This is a genomic window from Streptomyces sp. NPDC042336, assembly GCF_055581985.1.
Genome location: NZ_JBVJEA010000025.1, coordinates 84,475 through 98,885, shown reverse-complemented (window position 1 = coordinate 98,885; position 14,411 = coordinate 84,475). Strand labels below are relative to the sequence as shown.

Below are 14,411 nucleotides of genomic sequence, written 5' to 3'. Positions count from 1 at the left end.
GCAGGTCAGGGCAGATGACAACGGTGTTCAGTGCCGCGTTGCCCGATACCCCCTACCCGTAGTTGACTGTCATCCGGGCGCCGGGGCACCGGACGCCGGTACGCACAGGGAGGCGGCTTTCTCATGGGGGCTGGGCACGATCACGGACACGCGCACGGGGGGCACGCCGGCGGGACGGCGACGGCCGCCTACCGGGGCAGGCTGCGGGTGGCGCTGGCGATCACCCTCACCGTCATGGTCGTCGAGATCGTCGGCGGGCTGGTCGCCGACTCGCTCGCGCTGATCGCCGACGCCGCGCACATGGCGACGGACGCCCTGGGGCTCGGCATGGCCCTGCTGGCCGTCCACTTCGCGAGCCGCCCGCCGAGCGACCGGCGCACCTTCGGCTACGCCCGCGCCGAGATCCTCGCCGCCCTCGCCAACTGTCTGCTGCTGCTCGGGGTCGGCGGCTACGTCCTGTACGAGGCGATCGACCGGTTCGTCACGCCGGCCGACACCGCGGGCGGTCCGACGGTCGTCTTCGGCGCGATCGGCCTGGTGGCGAACATGGTGTCGCTGTCGCTGCTGATGCGCGGCCAGAAGGAGAGCCTGAACGTGCGGGGCGCCTTCCTGGAGGTGGCCGCGGACGCGCTGGGCTCCCTGGCGGTGATCGTCTCGGCGCTGGTGATCCTGGGCACGGGCTGGCAGCCGGCCGACCCGATCGCGTCGCTGGTCATCGGCCTGATGATCGTGCCGCGCACCTTGCGCCTGCTGCGCGAGACCCTGGACGTGCTCCTGGAGGCGGCTCCCAAGGGCGTGGACATCGCCGAGGTGCGCGCCCACATCCTGGCCCTCGACGGGGTCGAGGACGTGCACGACCTGCACGCCTGGACCATCACCTCGGGCATGCCCGTGCTGTCGGCGCACGTGGTGGTGGACGGCGACGCGCTGAACGCGATCGGCCACGAGAAGATGCTGCACGAGCTGCAGGGCTGCCTGGGCGACCACTTCGACGTCGAGCACTGCACGTTCCAGCTGGAGCCCAGCGGTCACGCGCAGCACGAGGCCCGGCTCTGCCGCTGAGCAGGGGGGCGCCACGGCGGACGACGGGGGCGCGTACGCACCGGCACGCACCCCCGATCGCCCACCGGAAGGTTCCCGGGACGCGGCCCCGGGAACGATCACTCATCGGGCCCCTGCTCGGTGTCCGACCGGCCGCCCCCCGGTGCCGGCACGGGCACGCGGGACATGCGGGTGTGCCGAGAAGTGCCGAGAGTGCCGGATTCGTACGGCACACTTGGGGCGCGAGGACCGATGTGAAGGATGGGTATGCCGATCACTCCTGCCACCGCGACGCCCAGCTCGTCGAACGGCACCGCAGACGCGATTTTGCTGGAACTGGTCGACGAGAACGGCGTCACGATCGGCACCGCGGAGAAGCTCTCCGCGCACCAGCCGCCGGGGCGGCTGCACCGCGCCTTCTCCGTGTTCCTCTTCGACGAGCGGGGGCGGCTGCTGATCCAGCAGCGGGCCCTGGGCAAGTACCACTCCCCCGGCGTGTGGTCGAACACCTGCTGCGGCCACCCCTACCCGGGCGAGGCGCCGTTCGCCGCGGCGGCCAGGCGGACGTACGAGGAGCTGGGGGTGTCGCCCTCCCTGCTCGCCGAGGCGGGCACGGTGCGCTACAACCACCCGGACCCGGCCTCCGGGCTGGTCGAGCAGGAGTACAACCACCTCTTCGTCGGCCTGGTGCAGGCCGAGCCGCGCCCGGACCCGGAGGAAGTGGCGGGTACGGCCTTCGTGTCCCCGGCGGAGCTGACCGAGCGGCACGCGCGGGACACCTTCTCGGCGTGGTTCATGACGGTGCTGGACGCGGCCCGGCCGGCCGTCCGCGAGCTGACGGGCCCGTCCGCGGGCTGGTGACCTGGGGGGTGTCGTGCGGAGCCTGCCTGATCCGCACGACACCCCCTAGCGCAGGGCGTGCTTGAGCGGCAGGGCGGCCCAGATCACCTTGCCGCCGCTCCCGGTGTGGGCGACGTCGCAGGCGCCGCCCGCCTCCCGGGTGACCTCACGGACCAGGAGCAGGCCGCGCCCGCCGGTGCGCCCGTGGTCCGTCTCCAGGGCGGTCGGACGGTAGGGGTGGTCGTCCTCCACGGCCACCCGCACCCACTCGGGTCCGACGGCGACCTCCACGGCGAGCACCGGCGAGAGCACCGCCGCGTGCCGGACCGCGTTCGTGACCAGTTCCGAGACGATCAGCAGCAGGGCCTGGGTCACGTCGTCCGAGACCGGCACACCCTGGCGCGTCAGCAGGTCGCGCACGGCGTGCCGGGCCTGCGGCACCGAGGCGTCCACGGCGGGGGCGGTGAACCGCCAGACACCTTCGTACGGCAGCGGCCCGGCGGGCCCGGTCTCGTCCATGGTCCGGTCGCCACCCCTGGGCTCGATTGTCACCACACCCATGAGTGTTGGTAACGCACAGCGCCGCCCCGGAGCACTGAACACAAGTCAGCATGTATCGAGCGATTTCTGATCGTTGAGGCATGACACGGGACCGTTCCTGTCCCGCCTGCCCGGCCGCTCGCGGCCGAAGGGCCGGTGGATAGCATCCGGTCCATGGAGCCGCAGCTGCTGCACCGGGTCGCCGACTCGGTCGCCACCGTCGTCGTCCACCACCCGGCCAAGCGCAACGCCATGACGGCCGGGATGTGGCGGGACCTGCCCCGCGTCCTCGACGACCTGGCCGCCGATCCCGGGGTGCGGGCGCTGGTGCTCACCGGTGAGGGCGCGACCTTCTGCGCCGGGGCCGACATCTCGACCCTGCGCGAGTCCGCCGAGGAGGCGCAGGGGCTGGCGGTACGGGCCGAGGAGGCCCTCGCCGCCTTCCCCAAGCCGACGCTCGCCGCGATCCGGGGCCACTGCGTGGGCGGCGGGGCGCAGCTGGCGGCGGCGTGCGACCTGCGGTTCGCCGAGGAGACGGCGCTGTTCGGCGTGACCCCGGCCAAGCTGGGGGTCGTGTATCCGGCGTCCGCCACCCGGCGGCTGGTGGCGTTGACGGGGCCCGCCACCGCGAAGTATCTGCTGTTCAGCGGGGAGTTGATCGACGCCGCACGGGCGCTGCGCACCGGTCTGGTGGACGAGGTGCTGCCGGAGGGCGAACTGGGCAAGCGGGTGGCGGAGTTCACCCGGGTGCTGGCGTCCCGCTCGCTGCTGACGCAGGCCGCGGCGAAGGAGTTCGCGAACGGGCGCACGGACCGGGACGCCCACTGGGCCGCGCAGGCGCGCCGCAGCGGCGACACCGCGGAGGGGGTCGCCGCCTTCCTGGAGCGCAGGCAGCCGCGTTTCGGCTGGAGCGGTCCTACGTCAGGGTGAAGCGGTTCCTGGTGCGGAACTCCTCGACGAGACCGGCGGGCGCCTTCTGGGGGGAACCCGCGTCGTACGGCGGCTGCGGGTCGTACTCGGTCAGCAGCTGCACCGCCTGGGCATGCTCGTCGCCGGCGATCCGGCCGACCAGGGTGAGGCCCATGTCGATGCCGGAGGAGACACCGGCCGCGGTGACGTACTTCCCGTCGGTGACGACCCGATCCCCGGTCGGCTCGGCGCCGTACTGCTTCAGGAGGTCCAGGGCCAGCCAGTGCGAGGTGGCGCGGCGGCCGCTCAGCAGGCCCGCGGCGGCGAGCAGCAGCGAGCCCGAGCAGACCGAGGTGGTCCAGGTGCTGGTGGCGTCGGCGGCGCGGAGCCAGTCCAGCAGGGTCTCGTTGTCCATCTGCGCGTCCTGGCCGGGACCGCCCGGCACGACGACGACATCCGGCTCGGTCAGGTCCGCGAGGGTCCGGTCGGCGGTGAGCGCCAGGCTCCCCGTGTCGTTGCGCACCGGGCCGGTCCGCTCGGCGACGAAGACGGTCTCGGCGCCCGGGATGCGGCTCATGACCTCGTACGGGCCCACGGCGTCGAGGGCGGTGAAGCGGTCGAAGAGAACGATGGCTGTCTGCACGTGCTGCCTCTTTCGGTTCGTGGCGGTCCGGTCGTGCGGTTCTGCCGCGCGGTCGGGTCGTGCGGCGGGCCGGTGGCTCGGCGCGTCAGGAGACCGGTGCGGGCCGGAACCGGCGGCGGTACTCCGCCGGTGGGGTGCCGAGGGCCTTGACGAAGGCGCGGCGCATGGCCTCCGGCGTGCCGTAGCCGCTGGCGCGGGAGACCTCCTCGACGCCGTCGCCGGTGTCCTCGAGGAGCCGGCGGGCGTGTTCCAGGCGGACCCGGTCGACGTACCGCCCGGGCGTCATGCCGGTCTCGGCCTGGAAGGCGCGGGCGAAGTGGCGCGGCGAGAGACTGGCGCGGGCGGCGAGGGACTCGACGCTCAGATCGGCGCCGGGGTGCTCGGTGATCCAGTGCTGGAGCTGCCGCAGCGGCTCGCGGCGCGCGGTCTGGGCGGCGAGCTGCGCGCTGAACTGGGCCTGGTTCCCGGGCCTGCGCAGGAACACCACCAGGTGCCGCGCGACGGTCAGGGCGACGTCCCGGCCCAGGTCCTCCTCCACCAGCGCGAGCGCGAGGTCGATGCCGGAGGTGACGCCGGCGGAGGTGGCCACGTTCCCGTCCCGGATGTAGATGGGGTCGGGATCGACGTCCACGGCCGGGTGGTCGCGGCCGAGTCGGCCGCTGTAGGCCCAGTGGGTGGTGGCGCGGCGGCCGTCCAGCAGACCCGCCCGGGCCAGCAGGATCGCCCCGGTGCACACGGAGACCAGGCGTCGGGCGCCGGGACCGTGCTCGCGCAGCCAGTCGATCAGGCGCGGGTCGGGGTTCCGAGAGCCCCGGCCGCCGGGGACGACCAGGGTGTCCGGCTCCGGCAGGTCGCCGGTGAGCGCCTGGTCCGGTACGACGGTCAGACCGCTGGAGGTGCGCACGGGAGCCCCGTCCAGCGACGCCGTGCGGATGCAGTACGTGCCGGGGGTGTGCGTCTCGGCGCCCGCGAAGACCTCCACGGGGCCGGTGACATCGAGGCTCTGGACGTCGTCGAAGAGGAGGACCAGAACGGTGCGGCCGGTGCGGCCGGTGCGCTGCGCCATGCCGTCGATTCTTCGCCCCGCCGTCGTACGGCTGCAATGACGAGGACCCCTCCTTTCCTGCCATGCGTCCCGCGGACCCGGAGTACGTACTGAGCGGTTGGTAACGTGCGTGGCATGACAACTGCCGCCATCGACGACCGCGCGGGCCGCCGCTGCCACAACGCGCTCAACTCGCTGCACTCCACGCACTACTTCTCGCCCGACCTGGGCCGGGAACTGGGCGCCCTCGGGGTCACCGACGCCCCGGCCGTCAACTTCGCGGTGCGCGCCGCCGCGCTGGGACCGGTGGGCGCCGGTGCCGTGACCGCGGCGTTCTACAACTACAAGCACGATCTCGTCGCCCGGCACGTGCCCGCGGTGTGGGAGAAGGTCACGCCGGAGCAGGCGCTGGCGGCACGCGTGCGCGCCGTCGACGCGACGCTGCGCCGTCTGCTGGGCGAGGAGGCCGTGACGTCGGCCGAGATGGCGGAGGCGGCCGAGCTGGCCCTGCGCGCCGCCGAGGGCTGTACGCGCAGCGCCCGCCCGCTCTACTCGGCCCACGCGGACCTGCCCGTGCCCGACGCGCCGCACCTGGCGTTCTGGCACGCCGCGACCCTGCTGCGCGAGCACCGCGGCGACGGTCACCTCGCCGCGCTCATGACCGCGGGCCTGGACGGCCTGGAGGCGCTGGTCACGCACACCGCGACGGGCAAGGGACTGGCACCGAGGTGGGTCTTCGGCACCCGGGGCTGGAACCAGCAGGAATGGGACGCGGCCGTCGCCCGGCTGCGTGAGCGCGGGCTGACCGACGCGACCGGCGGACTGACCGAGGAGGGCACGGCCCTGCGGGAGGGGATCGAACGCGAGACGGACCGCCTGGACGCGGCCCCCTACGCGCACCTGGGAGCAGAGGGCGTGGCGCGCCTGACGGAACTCGGGACGGCCTTCGCGCGCAAGGCGCTCGGCGCGGGCGCCTTCCCGGCGGATCTGCTCGCCAAGCGCTGACGACACGCGCGGGCTCGGACGGAGTGTACGGACAGGCATGCGAAGCCGCGACCGAGGTACCCGTAGGTCTCCCGGCCGAGGCGGCCGGGAAACGAAAGGGGCTACACGTGTTCCGTGCCATCGCAGACGTTCTGCGCCAGATCGGTGGAGCGATCGCCACCGTGGTGACGCTTCCCTTCCGGGCCCTGGCCCGGCTCTTCGGCGGGGCCTCGTCCTCCACCCGGAGCCGCAGGGTCTGATCCGGGCCCCGCTCGTCGGTCGCGACCGGCCCGGACTGCGCCCTGATCCCCGATTGTCGGTGTCACCTGCCACAATTGCCGCGCAACCTCAGTGAGAAGGCGGTACGGGATCGTGACGACACCCGACGTAGGGTCCATCGAAAGCAGGATCGCCGACGAGCTCGGCGTACGGGAGCGGCAGGTGAAGGCCGCGGTCGAGCTCCTCGACGGCGGCTCGACGGTGCCCTTCATCGCCCGCTACCGCAAGGAAGCGACCGAGATGCTCGACGACGCGCAGCTGCGCACACTCGAGGAACGGCTGCGCTATCTGCGGGAGCTGGAGGAGCGGCGCACGGCGATCCTCGACTCGGTGCGCGAGCAGGGCAAGCTCACGGAGGAGCTTCAGGCGCGCATCCGCGCGGCGGAGACCAAAGCGCGCCTGGAGGACATCTACCTGCCGTTCAAGCCGAAGCGGCGGACCAAGGCGCAGATCGCGCGCGAGGCGGGGCTGGAGCCGCTGGCCGAGAGCCTGCTCGCGGACGCGTCGGTGGACCCTCTGGCCGCGGCTTCCGCGTTCGTCGACGCCGGCAAGGGCGTGGCCGATCCGCAGGCCGCTCTGGACGGGGCGCGCTCCATCCTCACGGAGAAGTTCTCCGAGGACGCCGACCTGATCGGCGAGCTGCGCGAGCGGATGTGGACGCGCGGGCGGCTCACCGCCAAGGTCAAGGAGGGCAAGGAGGAGGCCGGCGCCAAGTTCGCCGACTACTTCGACTTCGCCGAGCCGTTCACCGAGCTGCCCTCGCACCGCGTCCTCGCGATGCTGCGCGGCGAGAAGGAGGACGTGCTCGACCTCGTCCTGGAGCCCGAGGAGCCCACCGAGGGCCCGTCGTCGTACGAGGCGATCGTCGCGAGCCGGTTCGGGATCGCCGACCGGGGCAGGCCCGCCGACAAGTGGCTGGTGGACACCGTCCGCTGGGCCTGGCGCACCCGCATCCTGGTGCACCTCGGCATCGACCTCAGGCTGCGCCTGCGCACCGCCGCGGAGGACGAGGCGGTCGACGTGTTCGCCGCCAACCTGCGTGACCTGCTGCTGGCCGCCCCGGCGGGCACCCGCGCGACGCTCGGCCTCGACCCCGGTTTCCGCACCGGCGTGAAGGTCGCCGTGGTGGACGCCACCGGCAAGGTCGTGGCCACGGACGTGATCCACCCGCACGTCCCCGCCAACCGCTGGGACGAGGCGATCGCCAGGCTCGCGCGGCTGGCGAAGGAGCACACGGTCGACCTGATCGCCATCGGCAACGGCACGGCCTCCCGCGAGACCGACAAACTCGCCGGGGAACTCATCGCCAAGCACCCGGAGTTGAAGCTCACCAAGGTGATGGTGTCCGAGGCGGGCGCCTCCGTGTACTCGGCATCCGCCTTCGCCTCCCAGGAACTGCCGGACATGGACGTCTCACTGCGCGGCGCGGTGTCGATCGCCCGGCGGCTGCAGGACCCGCTGGCCGAGCTGGTGAAGATCGACCCGAAGTCGATCGGCGTCGGCCAGTACCAGCACGACCTGTCCGAGGTGAAGCTGTCGCGCTCACTGGACGCGGTGGTCGAGGACTGTGTGAACGGCGTGGGGGTGGACGTCAACACGGCCTCCGCACCCCTGCTCGCCCGGGTGTCCGGCATCACCTCGGGGCTCGCCGAGAACATCGTGGCGCACCGCGACGCGAACGGACCGTTCACGTCGCGGACCGCGCTGAAGAAGGTGTCACGGCTCGGCCCCAAGGCGTACGAGCAGTGCGCGGGCTTCCTGCGGATCCGCGGCGGCGACGACCCGCTGGACGCGTCCAGCGTGCACCCCGAGGCGTACCCCGTGGTGCGGCGGATGGTGAAGACCGCGGGGCAGGAGGTGACCGGGCTGATCGGCAACACCTCGGTGCTGCGGTCGCTGAGGCCGGAGCAGTTCGTGGACGAGACGTTCGGTCTGCCGACGGTCACGGACATTCTGCGGGAGCTGGAGAAGCCGGGGCGCGACCCGCGGCCCGCGTTCAAGACGGCCACCTTCAAGGAGGGCGTGGAGAAGATCTCCGACCTGTCGTCCGGGATGGTGCTGGAAGGGGTCGTCACGAACGTGGCCGCGTTCGGGGCCTTCGTGGACGTCGGTGTGCATCAGGACGGGCTCGTGCACGTGTCGGCGATGTCCAGGACGTTCGTGAAGGACCCGCGGGACGTGGTGAAGCCCGGGGACATCGTGAAGGTGAAGGTGATGGACGTCGACATTCCGCGGAAGCGGATCTCGTTGACGCTGCGGTTGGACGACGAAGCGGCTCCGCAGGGTGAGCCGAAGAAGGAGCGTGAGGGGAGGCCCCCTCGCCAGCGGCAGCAGCGCAGTGCCTCCGGCGGCGGGGGGAAGGGGCGGCCGTCGTCGGCGCCCGCGCCTTCCAACGGGGCGATGGCGGACGCGTTGCGCCGGGCCGGGTTGGCCTAGCGGTCGGGGTCGTGGCTGGGGCGGGTGGGCACGCAGCCCGGCGTTGCGGGGTGCCTCCCCCGCTCTCGGCTCCGCTCGAGCGGGAGGTACCCCCACCGCCCGCCCGCGCCGCCCCAGCGGCACGACTGCCCGCAGCTATGCGGTCGCCTCCACTACCTTGCCGTTCGTTACCTCCAGGCGGCGGGTCACTCTCACCGCGTTGAGCATGCGGCGGTCGTGGGTGATCAGGACAAGGGTGCCTTCGTAGGCGTCCAGGGCCGATTCGAGCTGTTCGATGGCCGGTAGGTCGAGGTGGTTGGTCGGCTCGTCCAGGACCAGGAGGTTGACGCCCCGGCCCTGGAGGAGGGCGAGGGCGGCCCTGGTGCGTTCGCCGGGTGAGAGGGTCGACGCCGGGCGGACGACGTGGTCGGCCTTGAGGGAGAACTTGGCCAGCAGGGTGCGGATCTCCGCCGGTTCCATGTCCGGGACGGCGGAGCGGAAGGCGTCGAGCAGGATCTCGGGCCCGTGGAACAGCTCGCGGGCCTGGTCGACCTCGCCCAGCAGGACACCGGAGCCGAGCGCCGCGTGCCCGGCGTCGAGCGGGACCCGGCCGAGGAGGGCGCCTAGGAGCGTGGACTTGCCCGCGCCGTTGGCTCCCGTCACCGCCACCCGGTCCGCCCAGTCGATCTGGAGGGAGACCGGGCCGAGCACGAAGTCGCCGCGCCGGACCTCGGCGTCGCGCAGGGTGGCGACGACGGCGCCCGAGCGGGGCGCCGAGGCGATCTCCATGCGCAGGTCCCATTCCTTGCGCGGTTCCTCGACGACCTCCAGGCGTTCGATCATGCGCTGGGTCTGGCGGGCCTTGGCGGCCTGCTTCTCGCTGGCCTCGCTGCGGAACTTGCGGCCGATCTTGTCATTGTCGTTGCCCGCCTTGCGCCGGGCGTTCTTGACGCCCTTGTCCATCCAGGCGCGCTGTGTCTGGGCCCGGTCCTGGAGGGAGGCCCGCTTGTCGGCGTACTCCTCGTACTCGTCGCGGGCGTGCCGACGCGCCACCTCGCGCTCCTCCAGGTACGCCTCGTAGCCGCCGCCGAAGAGGTTGATCTGCCGCTGGGCGAGGTCGAGTTCGAGGACCTTGGTGACGGTGCGGGTGAGGAACTCGCGGTCGTGGCTGACGACGACGGTGCCGGCCCGCAGGCCGGTCACGAAGCGTTCCAGGCGCTCCAGACCGTCCAGGTCCAGGTCGTTGGTCGGCTCGTCGAGGAGGAAGACGTCGTAGCGGGAGAGGAGGAGGGAGGCGAGGCCGGCGCGTGCCGCCTGGCCGCCGGACAGCGAGGTCATCGGCTGGTCCAGGTCGACGGTCAGGCCCAGCGCGCCGGCGGTTTCCTCCGCGCGGTCGTCGAGGTCGGCGCCGCCCAGGGCCAGCCAGCGCTCCAGGGCGCTCGCGTACGCGTCGTCGGCTCCGGGGGCGCCGTCGACCAGGGCCTGGGTGGCCTCGTCCATGGCGCGCTGGGCCTCGGTGACGCCGGTGCGGCGGGCCAAAAACTCCCGCACGCTCTCGCCGGGGCGGCGCTCCGGCTCCTGCGGGAGGTGGCCGACGGTGGCGGTGGGCGGCGACAGGCGCAGCTCCCCCTCCTCCGGTGTGGTCAGCCCGGCGAGCATCCGCAGGAGGGTGGACTTGCCCGCGCCGTTGGACCCGACGAGACCGATGACGTCACCGGGTGCGACGACGAGGTCGAGCCCGGTGAACAGGGAGCGGTCGCCGTGGCCGGCGGCGAGGTTCTTGGCGACGAGGGTGGCAGTCATCAGACCGTCGATCCTAACGGCGCTCCCCGCGCCCGCTCAGCCCGGTTTCCCCGCTGCCGGTCCGCCCGGCCCGCCCCGCGTCACCGCCGTCACCAGCACGCTTCCCGGGGTCCGCGCCACCACGTAGGCCTCCCCCTTCACCGCACCCGCGTCCAGGGCGACGCGGTGGCCGCCGGGTTCGAGTACGCCGTCGTGGACCTCGTGGACGTGGGTGCGGTGGATGCGGTCGAGTCGGTACGCGGTGAGGCGTACCCGGCAGGGCGAGGTCACCTCGACGTCCGCGGCGGCGCCGTCCGCCGTCAGCCGGCTCAGGCGGCGGCGTTCGGCCGGGCCTCGCTCCAGGGCGTGTTCGATCTGGGCGACGAGCACCGGGACGATCGGGGCCAGGCCGTCGACGTGGGTCACGTCCGCGCCGGCGTCCGCGAAGGCGCGGCGCACGCGGATGCGCTGCTCCTCGGTGACCGCGCGGCCGAAGGCGACGGCGCCGTAGGTGCGCAGTTCCTCGGCCGGTACGTCACGGGCGTCCTCGGTGATGTCGGCGCCGATGCCGATGGTGCGCAGCGCGGCGGCGAGCCGGGCGAGCAGGGCGACGCGGGCGCCGATGAGCAGGACCCTGCGGCGGGGGTGCGGGGCTCCGCCGTCGAGCAGGGTGGCGAGGGCCGCGCGGTACTCGGCGCCGGAGAAGCGGTAGGGGCCGATGCCGTGGTAGCCGTTCAGCTCCAGATCGGCGTGATCACCGGTCTGCCAGGCGAAGTCCCGCCAGACGAAGTCGTCGCCGTCCCGCAGGATCACGGCGGTCACCGCGCCGCAGGCCAGGTCCGCGCACTCGGGACAGCCGTAGATGACGTACCGGCCGCCGGGCAGGGGCGCGTCGGTCTCCAGCAGCAGGCCGCGGACCTGTGCGGTGAAGATGGCGGGCGGTACGTCGGAGGCCAGCGGGGAGACCGCGTCCAGGTCACAGAGGCGGAACAGGAGGGGGCGTCCGTCGACGACGAAGTCCATGAAGTCGCGGTGGACCTGGAAGTCGCCGTCGGTGTGGACCCCGCCGGCGCGCGTCGCCGGGGCCAGACCGAAGGTCGCGTACTCGGCAGCCATGCGGTGAGTATTCCCGCGCCGGGGCCGCTTGGAGCACGGCGTCGGGCGTTCGGTTAACGTCCTGGTGTGGAGACCGAACTGGTTGACGAACAGGATGACGACGTCGTCGTGGTCGGCGGCGGGGTCATCGGGCTGACGACGGCCGTCGTCCTCGCCGAGCGGGGCAGGCGGGTCCGGCTGTGGACGCGGGAGCCCGCGGAGCGGACCACCTCGGTGGTCGCGGGCGGACTGTGGTGGCCGTACCGGATCGAGCCGGTCGCGCTGGCGCAGGCCTGGGCGCTGCGTTCCCTGGACGTGTACGAGGAGCTGGCGGCCCGGCCCGGGCAGACCGGCGTACGCATGCTCGAAGGGGTGCTCGGCGAGACCGGCCTGGACGAGGTGGGCGGGTGGGCCGCGGCCCGGCTGCCGGGACTGCGTGCGGCGAGCGCCGCCGAGTACGCCGGGACGGGGTTGTGGGCACGGCTGCCCCTCATCGACATGTCGACTCATCTGCCGTGGCTGCGGGAGCGGCTGGTGGCCGCGGGCGGCACGGTCGAGGACCGCGCGGTGAGCGATCTGGCCGAGGCGGACGCGCCGGTCGTGGTCAACTGCACCGGCCTGGGCGCCCGGGAGCTGGTGCCGGACCCGGCGGTGCGGCCGGTGCGCGGGCAACTGGTCGTCGTGGAGAACCCCGGCATCCACACCTGGCTGGTCTCGGCCGACGCGGCCTCGGAGGAGACGACGTACTTCCTTCCCCAGCCGGGGCGGCTCCTGCTGGGCGGGACGGCCGAGGAGGACGCCTGGTCGACCGAGCCGGACCCGGCGGTCGCGGAGGCCATCGTGCGGCGGTGCGCGGCCCTGCGTCCCGAGATCGCCGGGGCGCGGGTGCTGGCGCATCTGGTGGGGCTGCGGCCGGCCCGGGACGCGGTCCGGCTGGAGCGCGAGGCGCTGCCGGACGGGCGGCGGCTGGTGCACAACTACGGCCACGGCGGCGCGGGCGTCACCGTGGCCTGGGGCTGCGCTCAGGAGGCGGCCCGGCTCGCCTCCTGACGCCGGTGTTCCGGGCGGCCGGGCCCTCGGGGGTCAGTCCTTGTGGTGCTTGCCGATCGGGTCGCCCTCCACGTCCGTGCCGGGGCCGGGGCCGATGCGGATCTCGAAGTCGCCCTCGTACTGCTTGTGCCCCTCGATGACGGCCAGTTCGACGGCTTCGGAGGCCATCTCGCCGCGCACCATGAGCGGGTCGCGGCGCAGGTCGCGCATGAGGGCGACGCACATGAAGATCATCACGATGACGAAGGGCGCCGCCGCGAGGATCGTGAGGTTCTGCAGACCGGTGAGCGCGTCCGCCTCTCCGCTGCCGATCAGCAGCATGATGGCCGCGACCGCGCCGGTCACCACGCCCCAGACGACCACCACCCAGCGGCTGGGCTCCAGGGCGCCCTTCTGCGAGAGGGTGCCCATCACGATGGAGGCCGCGTCGGCGCCCGAGACGAAGAAGATGCCGACGAGGATCATCACCAGCAGGCTGGTGGCGGTGGCGATGGGGTACTCCTGCAGCACGCCGAAGAGCTGGCCCTCCGGGGTCGTGTCGTCACCCAGCCGGTTCTGCTCCTGCAGCCGCATCGCCGAGCCGCCGAAGATCGCGAACCAGACCAGGCTGACCGTGCTGGGCACCAGGATGACGCCGCCGATGAACTGACGGATCGTCCGGCCCCGGCTGATGCGGGCGATGAACATGCCGACGAAGGGCGTCCAGGAGATCCACCACGCCCAGTAGAAGACGGTCCAGCTGCCCAGCCAGTCCGCGACCCCCTTGCCGCCGCTGATCTCGGTCCGGCCGGCCATCTGGGGCAGGTCGCCGAGGTAGGCGAAGACGGAGGTCGGCAGCAGGTCGAGGATGAGGATGGTCGGGCCCGCGATGAACACGAAGACGGCGAGCAGCAGCGCCAGCACCATGTTGGTGTTGGACAGCCACTGGATGCCCTTCTCGACGCCGGAGATCGCGGAGGCCACGAACGCCACCGTCAGCACCGCGATGATGCCGACGAGCAGTCCGGTGCTGACCTTGTCCATCCAGTCGAGCTTCTCCATGCCGGAACCGATCTGCAGCGCGCCGAGGCCGAGCGAGGCCGCGGAGCCGAAGATCGTCGCGATGATGGCCAGGATGTCGATGACCCGGCCGGGGGCGCCGTTGGCGTGCTTCTCGCCGATGAGCGGGGTGAACACCGCGCTTATGGTCTGCCTGCGGCGCCTGCGGAAGGTGCTGTAGGCGATGCCGAGGCCGACCACGGCGTAGATCGCCCACGGGTGGAGCGTCCAGTGGAAGAGGGTGGTGGCCATGGCCGTGGCCATGCGGTCACCGGAGTCGGCCGGGCTGGTGCCGGGCGGGGGCGTGCTGTAGTGCGCCAGCGGCTCGCTCACGCCGTAGAACATCAGACCGATGCCCATGCCCGCGCTGAACATCATGGCGACCCAGGACACGGTCTTGAACTCGGGTTCCTCGCCCTCGGCGCCCAGGTGGATGCGGCCGTAGCGGCTGGCCGCCAGCCAGAGGGCGAAGACCACGAAACCGGACGCGGCCAGCGTGAACGCCCAGCCGCCGTTGTGCAGCAGGCCGCCGAGCATGCTGCTGGAGACGTCCTCCAGCGAGTCGGTGGCGGCGGCGCCCCAGACGACGAACGCCAGGGTCAGGACCGCCGTGACGCCGAAGACGACGCGGTCGGTCCGAGGCTTGTGCTCCCGCCCCGGCAGGCCCGCTTCCGAACCCGGCAGCGCTCCTCTTTCGTGCTCTTCCTCGTCGCTTGGTCGGTCCTGCGTCACGGGCGGCACCTTTCCAGT

At 72.7% G+C, this 14,411-nt stretch carries 13 protein-coding genes; 7 read left to right on the top strand and 6 right to left on the bottom strand.

The window, feature by feature from the left end:
• Positions 1-123: 123 nt before the first annotated feature.
• A complete protein-coding gene (locus ACZ6IM_RS35095; protein WP_052842237.1) occupies positions 124-1,062 on the top strand; it encodes a cation diffusion facilitator family transporter in 939 nt (312 codons plus the stop codon).
• A gap of 246 nt (positions 1,063-1,308) precedes the next feature.
• Complete coding sequence (idi, locus tag ACZ6IM_RS35090) at positions 1,309-1,902, top strand: isopentenyl-diphosphate Delta-isomerase (RefSeq protein WP_076977422.1); 594 nt, start codon at positions 1,309-1,311, stop codon at positions 1,900-1,902.
• Between the two features lie 45 nt (positions 1,903-1,947).
• Here the strand turns inward: idi and ACZ6IM_RS35085 are convergent, their stop codons facing one another.
• Positions 1,948-2,400 carry an ATP-binding protein gene (locus tag ACZ6IM_RS35085; protein ID WP_052842239.1) on the bottom strand — a complete coding sequence of 151 codons (453 nt, stop codon included), beginning with the start codon at positions 2,398-2,400 and terminating at the stop codon, positions 1,948-1,950.
• A 195-nt stretch (positions 2,401-2,595) separates the two neighbouring features.
• On the opposite strand from ACZ6IM_RS35085, the gene ACZ6IM_RS35080 reads away from it, so the two are divergent.
• The gene (locus ACZ6IM_RS35080; protein ID WP_052842240.1) at positions 2,596-3,351 is read left to right on the top strand and encodes an enoyl-CoA hydratase/isomerase family protein; all 756 of its coding nucleotides are present in this window, start codon (positions 2,596-2,598) and stop codon (positions 3,349-3,351) included.
• Here the strand turns inward: ACZ6IM_RS35080 and ACZ6IM_RS35075 are convergent.
• Both ACZ6IM_RS35075 and ACZ6IM_RS35070 read right to left on the bottom strand, forming a co-directional pair.
• Positions 3,338-3,973: a DJ-1/PfpI family protein gene (locus ACZ6IM_RS35075; protein WP_052842241.1), complete on the bottom strand. Its 636-nt coding sequence runs from the start codon at positions 3,971-3,973 to the stop codon at positions 3,338-3,340. The two genes, ACZ6IM_RS35080 and ACZ6IM_RS35075, sit on opposite strands and share 14 nt — an antisense overlap.
• Positions 3,974-4,058: 85 nt before the next feature.
• Positions 4,059-5,039, bottom strand: coding sequence for a GlxA family transcriptional regulator (locus tag ACZ6IM_RS35070; protein WP_469562393.1), 981 nt, complete (start codon positions 5,037-5,039; stop codon positions 4,059-4,061).
• A 114-nt stretch (positions 5,040-5,153) separates the two neighbouring features.
• Here ACZ6IM_RS35070 and ACZ6IM_RS35065 point away from each other — a divergent pair, with 114 nt between their 5' ends.
• The 3 genes from ACZ6IM_RS35065 (at position 5,154) to ACZ6IM_RS35055 (ending at position 8,717) form a co-directional block, all read left to right on the top strand.
• Positions 5,154-6,023, top strand: coding sequence for an SCO6745 family protein (locus ACZ6IM_RS35065; protein WP_052842243.1), 870 nt, complete (start codon positions 5,154-5,156; stop codon positions 6,021-6,023).
• A gap of 107 nt (positions 6,024-6,130) precedes the next feature.
• Positions 6,131-6,262 carry an LPFR motif small protein gene (locus tag ACZ6IM_RS35060; protein WP_010042827.1) on the top strand — a complete coding sequence of 44 codons (132 nt, stop codon included), beginning with the start codon at positions 6,131-6,133 and terminating at the stop codon, positions 6,260-6,262.
• A 112-nt stretch (positions 6,263-6,374) separates the two neighbouring features.
• Entirely contained in the window at positions 6,375-8,717 is a 2,343-nt protein-coding gene (locus ACZ6IM_RS35055) for a Tex family protein (RefSeq protein ID WP_469562390.1), read from the top strand.
• A 135-nt stretch (positions 8,718-8,852) separates the two neighbouring features.
• On the opposite strand, the gene ACZ6IM_RS35050 is transcribed toward ACZ6IM_RS35055, so the two are convergent.
• Both ACZ6IM_RS35050 and ACZ6IM_RS35045 read right to left on the bottom strand, forming a co-directional pair.
• Complete coding sequence (locus ACZ6IM_RS35050) at positions 8,853-10,499, bottom strand: ABC-F family ATP-binding cassette domain-containing protein (RefSeq protein WP_052842245.1); 1,647 nt, start codon at positions 10,497-10,499, stop codon at positions 8,853-8,855.
• 36 nt (positions 10,500-10,535) lie between these two features.
• A complete protein-coding gene (locus ACZ6IM_RS35045; protein ID WP_469562386.1) occupies positions 10,536-11,594 on the bottom strand; it encodes an oxidoreductase in 1,059 nt (352 codons plus the stop codon).
• Positions 11,595-11,660: 66 nt separating this feature from the next.
• Between ACZ6IM_RS35045 and ACZ6IM_RS35040 the strand changes: the two genes are divergently transcribed.
• The gene (locus ACZ6IM_RS35040) at positions 11,661-12,623 is read left to right on the top strand and encodes an FAD-dependent oxidoreductase (protein WP_469562384.1); all 963 of its coding nucleotides are present in this window, start codon (positions 11,661-11,663) and stop codon (positions 12,621-12,623) included.
• 33 nt (positions 12,624-12,656) lie between these two features.
• Here the strand turns inward: ACZ6IM_RS35040 and ACZ6IM_RS35035 are convergent, their stop codons facing one another.
• Positions 12,657-14,393 carry a BCCT family transporter gene (locus ACZ6IM_RS35035; RefSeq protein WP_052842248.1) on the bottom strand — a complete coding sequence of 579 codons (1,737 nt, stop codon included), beginning with the start codon at positions 14,391-14,393 and terminating at the stop codon, positions 12,657-12,659.
• Positions 14,394-14,411: the final 18 nt, after the last annotated feature.